The sequence below is a fragment of the Bradyrhizobium centrolobii genome (genome assembly GCF_001641635.1).
Classification (GTDB): Bacteria; Pseudomonadota; Alphaproteobacteria; order Rhizobiales; family Xanthobacteraceae; genus Bradyrhizobium; species Bradyrhizobium centrolobii.
Genome location: NZ_LUUB01000125.1, coordinates 89,594 through 105,137 on the forward strand (window position 1 = coordinate 89,594; position 15,544 = coordinate 105,137).

The following is a 15,544-nucleotide window of genomic DNA, read 5'->3' on the forward strand; positions in this document are numbered from 1 at the left end:
CTGGTGGGCGGTCACGGATTCGAACCGCGGACCCTCTCGGTGTAAACGAGATGCTCTAACCAGCTGAGCTAACCGCCCCTCGCCGCCTCTTTAGCGCCAGGTCCCCGGCAGGAGCAAGGGCCGAACGTCAATCCTGCGGCCGGCCCGGCAAGACGGGCACCGTGTCAATCCACACCGCCGCCGACTGGCACCAGATCTGCCTGGCGGGCCGCAAGGCGTCGCGCTGACGGATGCTGCCCCAGCGGATGCCCCAATCGTCGGCCTGGTCGCCCTCGCCGCTCGTGAACAGCGGGGAACCACAGTCGCCGCAGAAATGCTGGAAGCGCATCCGGCCATTGTCGCCGCGCTTGCCGTAGATCTTCGGCGTGCCGCCGGTCAGGCGGATCGCCCGCCCCGAGCAGATTGCGGTCACCCGGAACGGCGAACCGGTCAGGGTCTGGCAGTCCCGGCAATGACAGACCGACACCGCCTCCGGGTCGATCTCGGCCTCATAGGTGATCCGGCCGCAATGGCATTGCCCGTCGATCTGCATGGCCATCCCCTGAAACAAAAACGGCGCCCGAAGGCGCCGTTTTATCATCTTCCGTGCAGTCTCAGTGAGCGGTCAGGCCGCCGGCGGCTTCGTCGCCTTCCGGCTTCACCGTCACCTTGGTGTCCTCTTCCCAGACGATCGGTACCGGCTTCTTCACCAGCGCCTTGGCGACGACGTCGTCCAACCGGGAGACCGGGATGATCTCCATGCCGCCCTTGATCGCATCGGAAATCTCCGTGAGATCCTTGGCGTTGTCCTCGGGGATCAGCACCGTCTTGATGCCGCCGCGGGCCGCGGCAAGCAGCTTCTCCTTCAGACCGCCGATCGGCAGCACGCGGCCGCGCAGCGTGATCTCGCCGGTCATCGCGACATCATGGCGGACCGGGATGCCGGTCATGACCGAGATGATCGCGGTGGCCATTGCCACGCCGGCCGACGGACCGTCCTTCGGCGTCGCGCCCTCAGGCACGTGCACGTGGATGTCGCGCCGGTCGAACAGCGGCGGCTCGATGCCGTAGGTGATCGCGCGCGAGCGGACGTAAGACGCCGCCGCCGAGATCGATTCCTTCATGACGTCACGCAGATTGCCCGTGACCGTCATCTTGCCCTTGCCGGGCATCATGACGCCTTCGATCGTCAGCAGCTCGCCGCCGACGTCGGTCCAGGCAAGGCCGGTGACGATGCCGACCTGCGGCTCGCTTTCGATCTCGCCGAAGCGGTACTTCGGCACGCCGAGCAGCTCTTCGAGAGTCTTCTCGGTGACCTTGACCGACTTCTTCTTGGAGATCATCAGCTCCTTCACCGCCTTGCGGGCGAGTGTCGAGAGCTCACGCTCCAGATTGCGCACGCCCGCTTCGCGGGTGTAGCGCCGGATCAGCAGCAGCAGGGCCTCGTCGTCGATCGAGAACTCCTTCGAGTCCAGGCCGTGCTTGGACACCGCGTTCGGAATCAGATGCTTGCGCGCGATCTCGACCTTCTCGTTCTCGGTGTAGCCCGCGATCCGGATGATCTCCATGCGGTCCATCAGCGGGCCCGGAATATTGAGCGTATTCGCGGTCGTGATGAACATCACGTTGGACAGATCGTAGTCGACCTCGAGGTAGTGGTCGTTGAAGGTCGCGTTCTGCTCGGGGTCCAAAACCTCAAGCAGCGCCGAGGACGGATCGCCGCGGAAATCGGCGCCCATCTTGTCGATCTCGTCCAGCAGGAAAAGCGGATTCGACGACTTGGCCTTGCGCATCGACTGGATGATCTTGCCGGGCATCGAGCCGATATAGGTGCGGCGGTGACCGCGGATCTCGGCTTCGTCGCGCACGCCGCCGAGCGAGACGCGCACGAATTCGCGCCCCGTCGCCTTCGCGATCGACTTGCCGAGCGAGGTCTTGCCGACGCCGGGAGGCCCGACGAGGCACAGGATCGGACCCGTCAGCTTGTTGGCGCGCGACTGCACCGCGAGATACTCGACGATACGTTCCTTGACCTTCTCGAGCCCGTAATGATCGGAGTCCAGGATGGCCTGCGCGGCCTCCAGGTCCTTCTTGACCTTGGACTTCTTGTTCCACGGGATCGACAAGAGCCAGTCCAGATAGTTGCGCACGACGGTCGCTTCCGCGGACATCGGCGACATCTGGCGCAGCTTCTTCAATTCATGCTGCGCCTTCTCGCGCGCTTCCTTGGAGAGCTTGGTCTTGGAGATCTTCTCTTCGAGATCGGCGAGTTCGTCGCGACCGTCGTCGTCGCCGAGTTCCTTCTGGATCGCCTTCATCTGCTCGTTGAGATAGTACTCGCGCTGGGTCTTCTCCATCTGGCGCTTGACGCGCGAGCGGATGCGCTTCTCGACCTGGAGCACGGAGATCTCGCTCTCCATCAGGCCCAGCACCTTCTCCAGGCGCTGCGTGACCGACAGCGTCTCCAGGATGCCTTGGCGATCGGCGATCTTGACGGCGAGATGCGAGGCGACAGTGTCGGCGAGCTTAGCGAAATCGGTGATCGCCTGCACGACGCCAACGACCTCGGCCGAGATCTTCTTGTTGAGCTTCACATAGCTCTCGAAGTCCGACACGACCGAGCGCGCCAGCGCTTCCGCCTCGACCGACTTCGCATCGGTGTCGGCAAGCGCAACAGCGGTCGCTTCATAGTAGTCGGCGCGGTCCGTGTACTTCTGCACGCGCGCGCGCTCGAGCCCTTCGACCAGCACCTTCACGGTGCCGTCGGGAAGCTTCAGGAGCTGCAACACGCTTGCGAGCGTACCGGTCTCGTAAATCGCACCGGGCGCCGGATCATCGTCGGACGCGTTCTTCTGCGTCGCGAGCATGATCAGGGCATCGTTCTTCATCACCTCTTCGAGCGCGCGAATCGACTTCTCGCGGCCGACGAAGAGCGGCACGATCATGTGCGGGAAGACGACGATATCGCGCAGCGGCAGCACGGGATAAGCGTGCGCTTCGCCATGGACGATGGTTGGCCGGGGTTTGGGATTAGTCATGGCCTTTTCCTTTTGCTTTGCCCCCTTGCACGCAGCCCGCCTTGCTCATGCGCAACCGCCACAAGGTGCCGAGGTGATCCGCAAAACCGGTCGGTCCTTCGAAAGATGGACCGGCATCGCCGGATCGGAACTGAGGCGAATCTTGAAGAGAATTCTCGCTCGCCGCCGACATTAGGTGGCTATCGCCCCGGGGGGTGTCAAGTCATTGAAAAACGCGCGCCATTCGGCGCTTACGCACGCAGATAAGCGACGCAACACCGGCTGCGGAAACACATTCCGCAGCCGTCAGTACTGACAGGACGATTCTGAGCCTCCAGCGCCCTGATCTCAGGCGCTGGCGTTCTCGACCGCGCGATCGGAGCGATCGGCGTAGATGTAGAGCGGACGCGCCGTACCTTCCACGACTTCGCGCGAAATCACGACTTCTTCCACACCTTCCAGCCCCGGCAGGTCGAACATGGTCTCGAGCAGGATCGCCTCGAGGATCGAGCGCAGCCCGCGCGCACCGGTCTTGCGCTCGATCGCCTTGCGGGCGACCGCGCCAAGCGCCTCGTCGGCGAAGGTCAGCTCAATGTTCTCCATCTCGAACAGCCGCTGGTACTGTTTCACCAGCGCGTTCTTCGGCTCGGTCAGGATCTTCTTCAGCGACGTCTCGTCGAGGTCCTCCAGCGTCGCCACGACGGGCAGACGACCGACGAACTCGGGGATGAGGCCGTACTTCAGGAGGTCCTCAGGCTCGACGTGGCGGAAGATCTCGCCGGTGCGGCGGTCTTCCGGAGCGAGCACCTGGGCACCGAAGCCGATCGAGGTCGACCGGCCGCGCGCCGAGATGATCTTCTCGAGGCCGGCGAAGGCGCCGCCGCAGATGAACAGGATGTTGGTGGTATCCACCTGCAGGAACTCCTGCTGCGGATGCTTGCGGCCGCCCTGCGGCGGGACCGAAGCCACCGTGCCCTCCATGATCTTGAGCAGCGCCTGCTGCACGCCCTCACCCGACACGTCGCGGGTGATCGACGGGTTGTCGGACTTGCGGCTGATCTTGTCGATTTCGTCGATATAGACGATGCCGCGCTGCGCGCGCTCGACATTGTAGTCGGCGGCCTGGAGCAGCTTCAGGATGATGTTCTCGACGTCCTCGCCGACATAGCCGGCTTCGGTCAGCGTCGTGGCGTCAGCCATCGTGAACGGCACGTCCAGAATGCGGGCGAGCGTCTGCGCGAGCAGTGTCTTGCCCGAACCGGTCGGACCGATCAGCAGGATGTTCGACTTCGCGAGCTCGACGTCGTTGTGCTTGGTCTGGTGGTTGAGCCGCTTGTAGTGATTGTGCACGGCAACCGACAGAACCTTCTTCGCATGGCTCTGGCCGATCACGTAATCGTCCAGCACCTTGCAGATTTCCTTCGGCGTCGGAATGCCGTCGCGCGACTTCACCAGCGAAGACTTGTTCTCCTCGCGGATGATGTCCATGCACAGTTCAACGCATTCGTCGCAGATGAAGACCGTGGGACCCGCGATCAGTTTGCGGACTTCGTGCTGGCTCTTGCCGCAGAACGAGCAATACAGCGTGTTCTTGGAGTCGCTCGTGCCGACCTTACTCATTCCTGTCTCCGTCCGCGGTTCGATCCCGTCCGCTCGATCGCTCTATTCCGGCACAGCCGGCATAGAGATTCAAATAGAGCAAATTCCGTACCAATAAAGACCCTACGCGTTACATCCCGTGCGAATCACGGTCACTCGATTCTCCCGCGATCATAGCCGATCAACCGTAGCCAACCATGCTGTCACCCGACTATCAAGAATTCGCTAATCGGGGGGTCGCTGGCTACCCGTGACAATACCGTGATTTCACGTCTTGGCACGGGAGAAGTGATCGAAATCGCAGGTGCGTTGCCGGATTACCACGAAAAAAGAAGCACGAAAGCGGAACTTTCTGCCTGCCGCAGGGCGCAATACTACCTTTGCGCCCTTGCGAACGCGTCCTTAACGTGAACGCCGCCCTGACGACCCCCACTAATCCCGGGGATCGCCGGTGCGATCCCGGTAATGCTACGGGACTTTCACAACCGCCGGCTCCTCGGCGCGCTTGTCGATGACCTTGTCGACCAGGCCGAACTCCTTGGCGTCGGAGGCGGTCAGGAACTTGTCGCGTTCCAGCGCGTCCTCGATCGACTTGTAGGTCTGGCCGGTGTGCTTCACGTAGATCTCGTTGAGCCGCTTCTTCAGGTTCAGGATTTCCTGCGCGTGCAGCATGATGTCGGTGGCCTGGCCCTGGAAACCGCCGGAGGGCTGATGCACCATGATGCGCGCATTCGGCAGCGAGAAGCGCATGTCCTTCTCGCCGGCAGCGAGCAGCAGCGAGCCCATCGAGGCCGCCTGGCCCGTGCACAGCGTCGAGACCGGCGGGCGGATGAACTGCATCGTGTCGTAGATCGCAAGGCCCGACGTCACCACGCCGCCCGGCGAGTTGATGTACATCGAGATTTCCTTCTTCGGATTTTCCGCCTCGAGGAACAGGAGCTGCGCGACTATCAGCGTCGACATGCCGTCCTCGACCGGACCGGTCACGAAGATGATGCGCTCTTTCAACAGGCGCGAGAAGATGTCGTAGGCGCGCTCGCCACGGTTGGTCTGCTCGACCACCATGGGCACGAGGTTCATGTAGGTTTCAACCGGATCGCGCATGAGTCACCTAGGGTTTTCGGAGGCGAGCATCACCAGTCTTGCCCGGATTTGCCGGAAGGCCGATGCACGTCCCGTGATGCAGGAACTTTGGTAGAGGGTGTAGCCACAGATATAGCCCAATTCGCGCCAGACAAGTGCGGTGCGCATTAAGGCTTAATCCATGGGGGACTTGAAGCTGATTCGTGCAAAGAGGCCCAGCCAGCCACCTGGCTAGCTGGGCCTCTTCCGCCGATCATCCTTAATAGAAGGCTCTGGCAAAGCCTCAGGCGACGGTCTTGTCCGCCTCGTCGTCCTTGTAGAGATCCTCGCGCGAAACCTTCTTCTCGGTCACATTGGCAAGCTCGAGGATGAAGTCGACGACCTTGTCCTCATAGATCGGTGCACGAAGCTGGGCCAGCGCGTTGGCGTTGTTGCGATAATAATCCCAGACCTCCTTCTCGCGGCCGGGCATCTGGCGCGCGCGCTCGATCACGGCGCGGCCCACCTCGTCGTCGGTCACGGTGATCTTGTTCTTCTCGCCGATCTCCGACAGCACGAGGCCGAGCCGCACGCGGCGGTCGGCGATCTTGCGGTACTCTTCCTTCGCAGCGTCTTCAGTGGTGTTCTCGTCAGCGAAGGTCTTGCCGGCGGAGTCCATCTCGGCCTTGACCGAGTTCCACATCAGATTGAACTCCTCGTCGACCAGCGAGGGCGGCGCCTCGAAGCGATGCGCTTCATCGAGACGGTCGAGCAGCGCACGCTTGACGCGCTGGCGCGTCGCGCCCGCGAATTCGGCGGCAAGCCGCTCGCGCGCGGCTTCCTTCAGCTTGTCCAGCGATTCGAGACCGAGCGTCTTGGCGAACTCGTCGTCGATCGCGACATCCTGCGGCGCCTCGATCAGCGTCGCGGTGGTCTCGAACTCGGCCGGCTGGCCGGCGAGCTTGTCGTTCATGTAGTTCTTGGGGAACGACACCTTCAGTGTGCGGGTCTCGCTCGCGGCGATGCCGATGAGCTGCTCCTCGAAGCCCGGAATGAAGGTGTTGGAGCCGATCACGACCTGGATGCCCTCGCCGGTGCCGCCCTCGAAGGCTTCGCCGTTGATGGTGCCCTTGAAGTTGACGGTGACGCGATCACCGGAGGCGGCCTTCGCGCCCTCGCCCTTCGCGGCATAACCACGGTTGGAATCCGCGATGCGCTTGATCGCCTCATCGACATCGGGATCGGAAACCTCGGCCACAGGCTTCTCGACCTGGAAGCTCTTGAAGTCGGCGAGCGCAATCGGCGGCACCACTTCGATCGCGACCGTGTAGGTCAGGTCGGACTTGCCCGAGAGCAGCTCCTCGACCTCGGCCTGCTCGGTTGGCATGGAGATCTTCGGCTCGGTCGCGAGGCGGAAGCCGCGCTCGGAGAAGAGCTGCGTGTTGGTGTCGCGAATGGTCTGGTCAATGGTCTCGGCCATCACCGAACGGCCGTAGACCTTCTTGAGGTGAGTAACCGGCACCTTGCCGGGACGGAAGCCGTTGAGGCGGACCTTGTCCTTGAGATCGACAAGCTTGGCGTCGGCCTTGGCGTCGAGATCAGACGCGGGAACGCTGATCTTGAACTCGTGCTTCAATCCTTCCGAAAGGGTCTCTGTGACCTGCATGGCGTCCAATCTTCTTCTCGTTCGGTCCCGGCGCTCATGCGTCGGGACGCTGTCATCAATCGATCCGGCGCGCGAGGCCAATGCCCCCTGCGCCGGTGGTTCATCGGACCCGGCTCCATACGGAAAAACATCCGTGAGGAGTGAGGCCCTTCGGTAATCCGTGCAAACGCTGAAAGCGCTTGGTGCGGGCGGAGGGACTCGAACCCCCACAACTTTCGTCACTGGAACCTAAATCCAGCGCGTCTACCAGTTCCGCCACGCCCGCGTGAATTTGCATCAAGACCGGCCGCGATGCCGCGGGCGGCCGGGCTTATAGCATGTGCCCGTCTGTTCGCAGCAAAAAAATGGCCGTGTGGACGCCCACTTCAGGTAGGCATGGCGGCTGGACTTATCCAGCGCGGCATGGTCCGCATCGGACCATGACGATGCGATTTTTTGACCCGACCCGCCGCGAGGTGATGGCTGGCCTCGGGGCGTCAGTCGCGGGCCTGGTGGTGGGCGCCGCGGCCCCGCCCACGGCGGCGCGGCTCGCCCTTCAGGCGCGATCGGCAACCCTGGTCCTGAAGGCGGGACAGCCGGCCACACCGATCTGGGAGCTGGCCGCAGCGAGCTCCGCCGGGGACGTCCACCTGAAGCGCGGCGACCGCTGCGAGGTGAGCTTCCGAAACGACCTGCCTGTCCCGGTTGCCCCGGCCTGGTACGGACTAGATGGGGCGAGCGCTGCCGAACCGCTGCTTGCGCGTGCAGCCGTCACCTCAGGAGGGACGGAAACATCAATTCTTTCAATGCCGCACGCCGGGACCCTAATGGCCGACCTGCGCCTGCTCGACGATGATCTCAAGCAGCCGGTCCGGCCGCTTCCCATCGTTGTTCAGGAGGCCGACCCGGCGGGGGTCGACCGTGACGAGCTGTTCCTGGTCGAGGACTGGCGCCTGGCCCCGGACGGCGCCGCGATCCGCCCGGGGGCTAGCGGCGGCGAGATCGCACCGGTCTTCACCGTCAATGGCAAGATCGCGCCGGACTTCATCCTTCGTGCGAACGAGCGGCTGAGGCTGCGCTTGATCAACGGCTGCCAACGCGCTGTCGTTGCGGTCAAATTCGATGGCGTTGACGTCCTGGTCATGGCCCTGGACGGCCAGCCGGCCGAACCCTTCATCGCCCGCAACGGCGCCCTGGTGCTGGCGCCTGGCAGCCGGGCTGATGTCTTCCTCGACGGGACCGCGGCGCCGGGCTCCGCCGCGCCGATCCTGCTGCACGACGGCAAGGAGGCCCGTCCGGTCGCCCGCCTCGTGACTTCGGCCGAGCCGCCGCTACGGCCGAGCCGCCTGTCGCCCCCGGCCGCGCTGCCCTCCAACGGCCTGCCCGCCAATCTCGACCTCAGGAGTGCCCTGCGGTTCGATGTCGCGCTGGGGGCTGCCGAGGCCGGTTGGGTTCGCCCATCGAGCTTCCCGGCCTCGTCCGCTCCCGCCTTCCGCGCCAAGGCTGGCCGCACGGTGGTGCTGGCGGTGAAGAACCCCGGCCCGGTCGCGACGGTCTTCCATCTCCACGGCCACCATTTCCGCCTGCTCGACCGACTCGACGACGGCTGGAAGCCCTATTGGCTCGACACGCTGGCCGTCGAGCCCGGCCAGACCCAGCGCATCGCGTTCGCGACGACCGCTTCCGGCCGCTGGCTGATCGAGTCAGTCGCGGCCGACTGGGCCGCGCCGCGTCTGGTGCGCTGGTACGCGGTGGAGTGACCTGCGTAGGATGGGTAGAGCGAAGCGAGACCCATCGTCCTTGCCAGGATTTGAGATGGTGGGTTTCGCTTCGCTCTACCCATCCTGCCCGACTACATGCATTTGCCGGTCAAGCCGGTGGACGCACCCAGACATAGCGAGCATCGGGCTCCCTCTCTTCGTTCCTTGCCCCGTCGGTCTGCTCGACCAGCGTGAAGCCACGAGCCTCGTAGAAGCGCCGCGCCCGCGCGTTGCGCTGGAAGGTCCAGAGCTCAAGCCGCTTACATGCGCGTTTGGCGACATCGAGGAGTTCGGTGCCGGCGCCGCGACCTTGCGCAGCGGGCAGCACGTAGAGCTGCTCGATCCAGCCTTCACGGAAAGCAATGATCCCGCTCAGGACGTCACCGTCGAAGCATCCCCACACGCGGCACGTCGCGAAGACCCGCTCGCGGTAGAACCAGCGGTCCTCGTCAGGCGTGTGCAACCCGACGAGCCACGGCATCGCCTGGTCAAATGCGATCCGATGGACCTGCGCAGCGGCGCCCATGTCGGCGAGCGCGAGTTGCCTGAGCACTAGTACTCCACCCCCAGCGCATCATAGATCCGCCGGTGCACGGCCGGGAGCGTCTCGGTCAGGTCCTCCGCGATCAGCCCCGGCCCTGCTTCGCTCGCCGCTTCGCCATGCATCCATACGCCGATGCTGGCGGCTTCGAAGGCCGGCACGCCCTGCGCCAGCAGCCCGGCAATGATGCCGGAGAGCACGTCGCCGGCGCCGGCGGTGGCGAGCCAGGGCGGCGCGTTGGCGGCGATGGTGGCGCGGCCGTCGGGCGCGGCGATCGTGGTATCCGGGCCCTTGAGCAGCACCACCGCGCCGGAGCGCTCGGCCGCAGCGCGCACGCGCTCGAGTTTGGAACGGCCGGGATATTTGTTGCTGAGGTCGGAGAACAGGCGCGGAAACTCGCCCTCGTGCGGCGTCAGCACCACCGCCGTGTCCCGCGAGGATTTGATCGATTCAAACAGCCGCTCAGGGGTCGCGGCAAAGCTCGTCAGCGCATCGGCGTCCAGCACCAGATGCCGCTGCGCCGACAGCGCGGTGTGGACGAAGTCGCAGGTGCGCTCGCCGGTGCCCGCGCCGGGGCCGATCATGCAGGTGTTGTAGCGCTTATCGCCGAGCAGCTCGGCGAACTCGACCGCGGTGTCGACGGGGCGGACCATCACCGCGGTGAGCGCGGTGGCATTGATCGCGAGCGCATCGCGCGGCGAGGCCAGCGTCACGAGGCCAGCGCCGGCACGCAGCGCGCCGCGCGCGGCAAGCCGCGCCGCGCCGGTGGCGGCCGCATCGCCGGAGACCGCCAGCACATGGCCCCGCGCATATTTGTGGCCGTCGATGCGCGGCACCGGAAAGGCTGCGCCCCAAAAGTCCGGATCATTCTCGAAGATCTGCGGCCTGATCTCATCGAGCACCTGCGCGTCGATGCCGATGTCGACGACGCGCACGCGCCCGCAATGCGCGCGGCCCGGCAGAAGCAGATGCGCCGGCTTCTTGCGGAAGAAGGTGACGGTCTCGGTGGCGTTCACGGCAACGCCCATCACGCCCGCGCTGGTGCCGTTGATGCCGCTCGGCAGATCGACCGCGAGCACCGGTGCGCCATTGGCATTGATCGCGGCGATCATCTCGTGCGCCTCACCGTCGACGGCGCGGCTCAGGCCCGCACCGAACAGCGCGTCGATGATCAGCGCCGGCCTGCCGATCGCCTGCGGATTGAACGGGAGCACCGGGTGCTTCCAGCCGCGCGCGGCGGAGGCCGCATCGCCCTGGAGCTGATCGCGCTCGCACATCAGGATCACCGAGACCTCGCGCCCCTGGGCGGCAAGCTCGGCGGCCGCGACAAAACCGTCGCCGCCATTGTTGCCGGGCCCGGCGATGACCAGGATCGGCCCCTCCTCCACCAGCGCCTGGGCCGCCTCGGCGACCGCCTGGCCCGCGCTCAGCATCAGCTTGAAGCCGGGGGTGCCGGCCGCGATGCTGAGCTGGTCGGCCCGCTGCATTTCAGCGTTGGTCAGAACTTCCATGCCACTTCCCTGGTACAAACGCCTCTTCAACAGGCATTTTCCGTGCCGGACCGAAACTCAGAACGCGAATCTGCACAGCGATTGAACCGTTTGCCTATTTCGTAGTCTTCGCTATTTTGAGCCAGTCGGCTCCACCTATCGGAGATGCTCGTTAAAAGGCTGATAACGCTCCAATAATCAGGGGCTTTGCAATTTGGCATAGACCCTGCTTTCGAGGAAGCCGCTTCGGTTCGTCGTGCTCACTGGCATCCTCTAGAGTGTGGCCGGCCGCCGCCGGGCTGGTCAGGCGACCCGGGACCGCGAAGACAAGACCATGCGTTAAGAAAAGCGCATCCTGACGAAGACGTTGCTATTTGATCGAAAGGCCGGGAGGCGCGCAGTGAAGAAAATCGAAGCCATCATCAAGCCGTTCAAGCTCGACGAGGTGAAGGAAGCGCTTCAGGAGGTCGGCCTTCAGGGCATCACCGTCACCGAGGCCAAGGGCTTTGGACGCCAGAAGGGTCATGCCGAGCTCTACCGCGGCGCAGAATACATCGTCGACTTCCTGCCCAAGGTGAAGATCGAGATCGTGATCGGCGACGACCTGGTCGAGCGCGCGATCGACGCGATCCGCCGCGCCGCGCAGACCGGCCGCATCGGCGACGGCAAAATCTTCGTCTCCAATATCGAAGAGGCGATCCGCATCCGAACCGGTGAATCCGGGCTGGACGCTATTTAAGGCGGGTGCTATCCCGCATTCTGCGACACTCTGACAGGAAATAAGGCTGCTTCGGCGGCCTGATGTCGTTTGTGTGCGGACGCGCGAACTCGCCAAAAGCGAGAATGAATCTGCTCATCTGGAAACCGACCCGCAGAGCCAAAAGGGGTATGCATGAAGACCGCCAAAGACGTCCTGAAATCAATTAAGGACAACGACGTCAAATACGTCGACCTGCGCTTCACCGATCCGCGCGGCAAGTGGCAGCACGTGACGTTCGACGTCAGCATGATCGATGAGGACATTTTCGCCGAAGGCACGATGTTCGACGGTTCCTCGATCGCCGGCTGGAAGGCGATCAACGAGTCCGACATGTGCCTGATGCCCGATCCGGTGACCGCGACGATCGATCCGTTCTTCGCCGAGACCACCATGGTCATCACCTGCGACGTGCTCGAGCCGACCACCGGCGAGCCCTACAACCGCGACCCCCGCGGCATCGCCAAGAAGGCGGAGGCGATGGTCAAGTCGATGGGCGTTGGCGACACCGTCTTCGTCGGTCCCGAAGCCGAATTCTTCGTGTTCGACGACGTGCGCTATTCGGCGACCCCCTACAACACCGGCTTCAGGCTCGACTCCTCGGAGTTCCCGACCAACTCCGACACCGAGTATGAGGGCGGCAATCTCGGTCACCGCATCCGCACCAAGATGGGCTATTTCCCGGTTCCGCCGCAGGACTCCGTGCAGGACATGCGCTCCGAGATGCTCGGCGCCATGGCCAAGATGGGCGTCAAGGTCGAGAAGCATCACCATGAAGTGGCTTCCGCCCAGCACGAGCTCGGCATGAAGTTCGATACGCTCACGCTGATGGCCGACCACCTGCAGATCTACAAGTACTGCATCCACCAGGTCGCCCATATCTACGGCAAGACCGCCACCTTCATGCCGAAGCCGGTGTTCGGCGACAACGGCTCGGGCATGCACGTGCACCAGTCGATCTGGAAGGACGGCAAGCCGGTGTTTGCCGGCAACAAGTATTCCGACCTGTCGGAGACCTGCCTGTCCTACATCGCCGGCATCATCAAGCATGCGAAGGCGATCAACGCCTTCACCAACCCGACGACCAATTCCTACAAGCGTCTGGTCCCGGGCTATGAAGCACCGGTGCTGCTCGCCTACTCCGCGCGCAACCGCTCGGCCTCCTGCCGCATCCCCTACACCGCTTCGCCAAAGGCCAAGCGCGTCGAGGTGCGCTTCCCCGATCCGCTCGCCAATCCCTATCTCGGCTTCGCCGCGATGCTGATGGCCGGCCTCGACGGCATCAAGAACAAGCTCGATCCGGGCCCGGCGATGGACAAGGACCTCTACGACCTGCCGAAGGAAGAGCTGAAGCAGATCCCGACGGTGTGCGGCTCGCTCCGCGAGGCGCTGGAAAACCTCGACAAGGACCGCGCCTTCCTCAAGGCCGGCGGCGTGTTCGACGACGACTTCATCGACAGCTACATCGAGCTGAAGATGACCGAAGTCGAGCGCTTCGAGATGACCCCGCACCCGGTCGAGTTCGAGATGTACTATTCGGGCTGAGCGGCTCGAACAGAACGCAACAAGCAAAAGGCGCTCCGAGAGGAGCGCCTTTTCGTTTCAGGGATTGGGTAGAGCGAAGCGAAACCCATCGTTGTCGCAAGTTGCGAGATGATGGGTTTCGCAAGGGCTCTACCCATCCTACGCACTGGACCCCGGCGCCCGCGCAGGCCGCGACCACAGCCAGCAGCATCACCTTTGGCCACAGCTACAACAAGGCCAACCAGCGCATCGCCGGCGCAGGCGGATCAAATGGGCCTGTATACTCGGACCCAACCAATCCTATTGGCACCTTGTCTCAAGGAGGAGTTATCGTGGGAGCTTACGCAGGTGCCGGAATATCGTTTGGCGCCACCAATGCAAATACAGCGAATGATCTGAAGGATTTGTCAGGGACCGGCAGTGCTAACGGTGGATTGGGATTGGGTGTTGGAGGACAACTAAGCAGGAGCAGCAGCGGAATCGTGACGCTTTCCGTTAGCCCTCCCGGCTTCGGAATCGGTGAAGGCGTTGCGGCCGGTGCCTATCCCACAAACACCACTATTCTGAGCAACACAATGATCGTAGGTCCACAAAAATGACCTGGCTCGCTGTTGTCACCACAACGTTTGCTGCAGTGGCGGTCGTGCTGTACTTCACTGTTTTCGGCATTTCGCATCTGATCGACTACGAGCCTGGCGTCCGCGGAATCGATTTTCACCTCTTCCGGAGGTTCAAAATCTTTGAGCTGAAATATGAGAAGATCGAAAAGTGTGAAACTCGCAAGCTGTTTGATTTTAGCTGGTTTGACGGAAGGCTTTCCACGTTGCTCCTCGCGCTAACCATAGGAGGATGGCCACGACTCACGAGAGTGATGTTGAAGATGAGGGGCGGCTTGCTGCGCTACATCTTCCTATTTCCTCGAAACCCGCACGAGTTCGCGAACGAAGTACAAAGAAACCTGAACGCGCTTTCCGCGAGATAGGTCTCTGGGTTACGGTGACAAGTCTACGGGAATTACGGTGACAGTGCACTTAATTGGCTTATCGCGGTGCGCCGCCCATGGTGCGGCGGCATGGCCCGTCTAGCCCGTGTCGTCATTCCCGGATTGCCGCACCACGTCACGCAGCGCGGCAATGGCCGCGCACGGACGTTTTTTGGCGAGGACGACTACGCCCTCTATCGCGATCTGCTCGCGGGGAATTACGGTGACAGTGCACTTAATTGACTTATCGCGGTGCGCCGCCCATGGTGCGGCGGCATGGCCCGTCTAGCCCGTGTCGTCATTCCCGGATTGCCGCACCACGTCACGCAGCGCGGCAATGGCCGCGCACGGACGTTTTTTGGCGAGGACGACTACGCCCTCTATCGCGATCTGCTCGCGGCGTCCTGCCGCGCCGCCGGGGTGGAGATCTGGGCCTGGTGCCTGATGCCGAACCATGTCCACCTCATCCTCGTGCCGCCCGATGCGGACGGGCTGCGCCGGGCACTGGCGCCGGTGCATCGCCGCTACGCGGGCATCATTCATGCCCGCCGCAAGCGGACCGGCCATTTCTGGCAAGGGCGGTTCGGCTGCGTGGCGATGGACGAGGACCACCTTGCAGCGGCTCTGCGCTATGTGTCGCTCAACCCCGTGCGGGCGCGGCTGGTCGAGCGCGCGCGCGACTGGCGCTGGTCCAGCGTGCGTGCGCAAACAGGCGGGCGCGACGACGGGGTGACGGCGATTGCGCCGGTTCGCGAGCGCTATCCCGATTTCGCTGGCTTCCTGTCGGAAGAGGCCGATGCCGACATGATCAACCGGCTGCGCCGGGCCGAGACCATCGGCCGACCGGTCGGCAGTCGCAAGTTCCTCGATGCCGTCGAGCGCAAGACGCGGCGCGTTCTCAAGCCGGCCAAACGCGGCCCGAAGCCGCGCTTCGGGCCGGAGGATAGTTAAGTGCACTGTCACCGTAATACTAATACCGTAATACCAAGGCCGGCGGCATGTTCGACGACGACTTCATCGACAGCTACATCGAGCTGAAGATGACCGAAGTCGAGCGCTTCGAGATGACCCCGCACCCGGTCGAGTTCGAGATGTACTATTCGGGCTGAGCGGGCCTGCAACGGCGCGACAAACAAAAGGCGCTCCGAGGGGAGCGCCTTTTCGTTTATGGGATCGTAGGATGGGTAG

At 63.5% G+C, this 15,544-nt stretch carries 13 protein-coding genes, 2 tRNA genes and 1 pseudogene; 7 read left to right on the plus strand and 9 right to left on the minus strand.

The features are described 5' to 3' along the window. Position 1: 1 nt before the first annotated feature. The 7 genes from AYJ54_RS44675 to AYJ54_RS44705 all read right to left on the minus strand — a co-directional run bounded on the left by AYJ54_RS44675 (position 2) and on the right by AYJ54_RS44705 (position 7,588). Positions 2 to 78: transfer RNA gene (locus AYJ54_RS44675), tRNA-Val, on the minus strand. 49 nt (positions 79 to 127) lie between these two features. Next, positions 128 to 532: a GFA family protein gene (locus AYJ54_RS44680; RefSeq protein ID WP_063708967.1), complete on the minus strand. Its 405-nt coding sequence runs from the start codon at positions 530 to 532 to the stop codon at positions 128 to 130. A gap of 61 nt (positions 533 to 593) precedes the next feature. After that, positions 594 to 3,017, minus strand: a complete 2,424-nt coding sequence (gene lon / locus AYJ54_RS44685; protein ID WP_063708847.1) for an endopeptidase La — start codon at positions 3,015 to 3,017, stop codon at positions 594 to 596. 327 nt (positions 3,018 to 3,344) lie between these two features. After that, positions 3,345 to 4,616 (minus strand): ATP-dependent Clp protease ATP-binding subunit ClpX, encoded by a 1,272-nt coding sequence (clpX, locus tag AYJ54_RS44690; protein ID WP_008547851.1) that lies wholly within the window; start codon positions 4,614 to 4,616, stop codon positions 3,345 to 3,347. A 447-nt stretch (positions 4,617 to 5,063) separates the two neighbouring features. After that, the gene (locus AYJ54_RS44695; RefSeq protein WP_063708848.1) at positions 5,064 to 5,699 is read right to left on the minus strand and encodes an ATP-dependent Clp protease proteolytic subunit; all 636 of its coding nucleotides are present in this window, start codon (positions 5,697 to 5,699) and stop codon (positions 5,064 to 5,066) included. A 262-nt stretch (positions 5,700 to 5,961) separates the two neighbouring features. After that, positions 5,962 to 7,323: a trigger factor gene (tig, locus tag AYJ54_RS44700; protein ID WP_063708849.1), complete on the minus strand. Its 1,362-nt coding sequence runs from the start codon at positions 7,321 to 7,323 to the stop codon at positions 5,962 to 5,964. A gap of 180 nt (positions 7,324 to 7,503) precedes the next feature. Then, positions 7,504 to 7,588, minus strand: a tRNA-Leu gene (locus tag AYJ54_RS44705). Between the two features lie 154 nt (positions 7,589 to 7,742). On the opposite strand from AYJ54_RS44705, the gene AYJ54_RS44710 reads away from it, so the two are divergent. Further along, positions 7,743 to 9,062, plus strand: coding sequence for a multicopper oxidase family protein (locus AYJ54_RS44710; protein ID WP_063708850.1), 1,320 nt, complete (start codon positions 7,743 to 7,745; stop codon positions 9,060 to 9,062). Positions 9,063 to 9,171: 109 nt separating this feature from the next. Here the strand turns inward: AYJ54_RS44710 and AYJ54_RS44715 are convergent, their stop codons facing one another. Further along, the gene (locus tag AYJ54_RS44715; RefSeq protein WP_245329331.1) at positions 9,172 to 9,615 is read right to left on the minus strand and encodes a GNAT family N-acetyltransferase; all 444 of its coding nucleotides are present in this window, start codon (positions 9,613 to 9,615) and stop codon (positions 9,172 to 9,174) included. Continuing rightward, positions 9,615 to 11,114 (minus strand): bifunctional ADP-dependent NAD(P)H-hydrate dehydratase/NAD(P)H-hydrate epimerase, encoded by a 1,500-nt coding sequence (locus AYJ54_RS44720; protein ID WP_063708851.1) that lies wholly within the window; start codon positions 11,112 to 11,114, stop codon positions 9,615 to 9,617. The genes AYJ54_RS44715 and AYJ54_RS44720 overlap by 1 nt, the downstream gene beginning before the upstream one ends. 379 nt (positions 11,115 to 11,493) lie before the next feature. Here AYJ54_RS44720 and AYJ54_RS44725 point away from each other — a divergent pair, with 379 nt between their 5' ends. The 6 genes and pseudogenes from AYJ54_RS44725 to AYJ54_RS48605 form a co-directional block, all read left to right on the plus strand. Continuing rightward, positions 11,494 to 11,832, plus strand: coding sequence for a P-II family nitrogen regulator (locus tag AYJ54_RS44725; RefSeq protein ID WP_007603495.1), 339 nt, complete (start codon positions 11,494 to 11,496; stop codon positions 11,830 to 11,832). A 153-nt stretch (positions 11,833 to 11,985) separates the two neighbouring features. Then, positions 11,986 to 13,395, plus strand: a complete 1,410-nt coding sequence (glnA, locus tag AYJ54_RS44730) for a type I glutamate--ammonia ligase (RefSeq protein ID WP_063708852.1) — start codon at positions 11,986 to 11,988, stop codon at positions 13,393 to 13,395. Between the two features lie 574 nt (positions 13,396 to 13,969). Continuing rightward, positions 13,970 to 14,356: a hypothetical protein gene (locus AYJ54_RS44735; protein ID WP_063708853.1), complete on the plus strand. Its 387-nt coding sequence runs from the start codon at positions 13,970 to 13,972 to the stop codon at positions 14,354 to 14,356. 90 nt (positions 14,357 to 14,446) lie between these two features. Beyond that, on the plus strand, positions 14,447 to 14,599 hold the full coding sequence (locus tag AYJ54_RS50380) for a hypothetical protein (RefSeq protein ID WP_245329332.1): 153 nt from the start codon (positions 14,447 to 14,449) through the stop codon (positions 14,597 to 14,599). 33 nt (positions 14,600 to 14,632) lie between these two features. Then, a complete protein-coding gene (locus AYJ54_RS44740) occupies positions 14,633 to 15,307 on the plus strand; it encodes a transposase (protein WP_063708854.1) in 675 nt (224 codons plus the stop codon). A 35-nt stretch (positions 15,308 to 15,342) separates the two neighbouring features. Further along, positions 15,343 to 15,465 (plus strand): annotated as a pseudogene (locus AYJ54_RS48605) (hypothetical protein); the annotation flags it as partial. Between the last annotated feature and the right edge of the window lie 79 nt (positions 15,466 to 15,544).

Excerpts from the sequence above, each read along its gene's own strand:
- glnA (WP_063708852.1), top strand. The coding sequence starts at position 11,986 with ATGAAGACCGCCAAAGACGTCCTGAAATCAATTAAGGACAACGACGTC.
- lon (WP_063708847.1), bottom strand. The coding sequence starts at position 3,017 with ATGACTAATCCCAAACCCCGGCCAACCATCGTCCATGGCGAAGCGCAC.
- AYJ54_RS44710 (WP_063708850.1), top strand. The coding sequence starts at position 7,743 with ATGACGATGCGATTTTTTGACCCGACCCGCCGCGAGGTGATGGCTGGC.
- clpX (WP_008547851.1), bottom strand. The coding sequence starts at position 4,616 with ATGAGTAAGGTCGGCACGAGCGACTCCAAGAACACGCTGTATTGCTCG.
- AYJ54_RS44680 (WP_063708967.1), bottom strand. The coding sequence starts at position 532 with ATGCAGATCGACGGGCAATGCCATTGCGGCCGGATCACCTATGAGGCC.
- AYJ54_RS44735 (WP_063708853.1), top strand. The coding sequence starts at position 13,970 with ATGACCTGGCTCGCTGTTGTCACCACAACGTTTGCTGCAGTGGCGGTC.
- AYJ54_RS44695 (WP_063708848.1), bottom strand. The coding sequence starts at position 5,699 with ATGCGCGATCCGGTTGAAACCTACATGAACCTCGTGCCCATGGTGGTC.
- AYJ54_RS50380 (WP_245329332.1), top strand. The coding sequence starts at position 14,447 with ATGGCCCGTCTAGCCCGTGTCGTCATTCCCGGATTGCCGCACCACGTC.
- tig (WP_063708849.1), bottom strand. The coding sequence starts at position 7,323 with ATGCAGGTCACAGAGACCCTTTCGGAAGGATTGAAGCACGAGTTCAAG.
- AYJ54_RS44720 (WP_063708851.1), bottom strand. The coding sequence starts at position 11,114 with ATGGAAGTTCTGACCAACGCTGAAATGCAGCGGGCCGACCAGCTCAGC.
- AYJ54_RS44740 (WP_063708854.1), top strand. The coding sequence starts at position 14,633 with ATGGCCCGTCTAGCCCGTGTCGTCATTCCCGGATTGCCGCACCACGTC.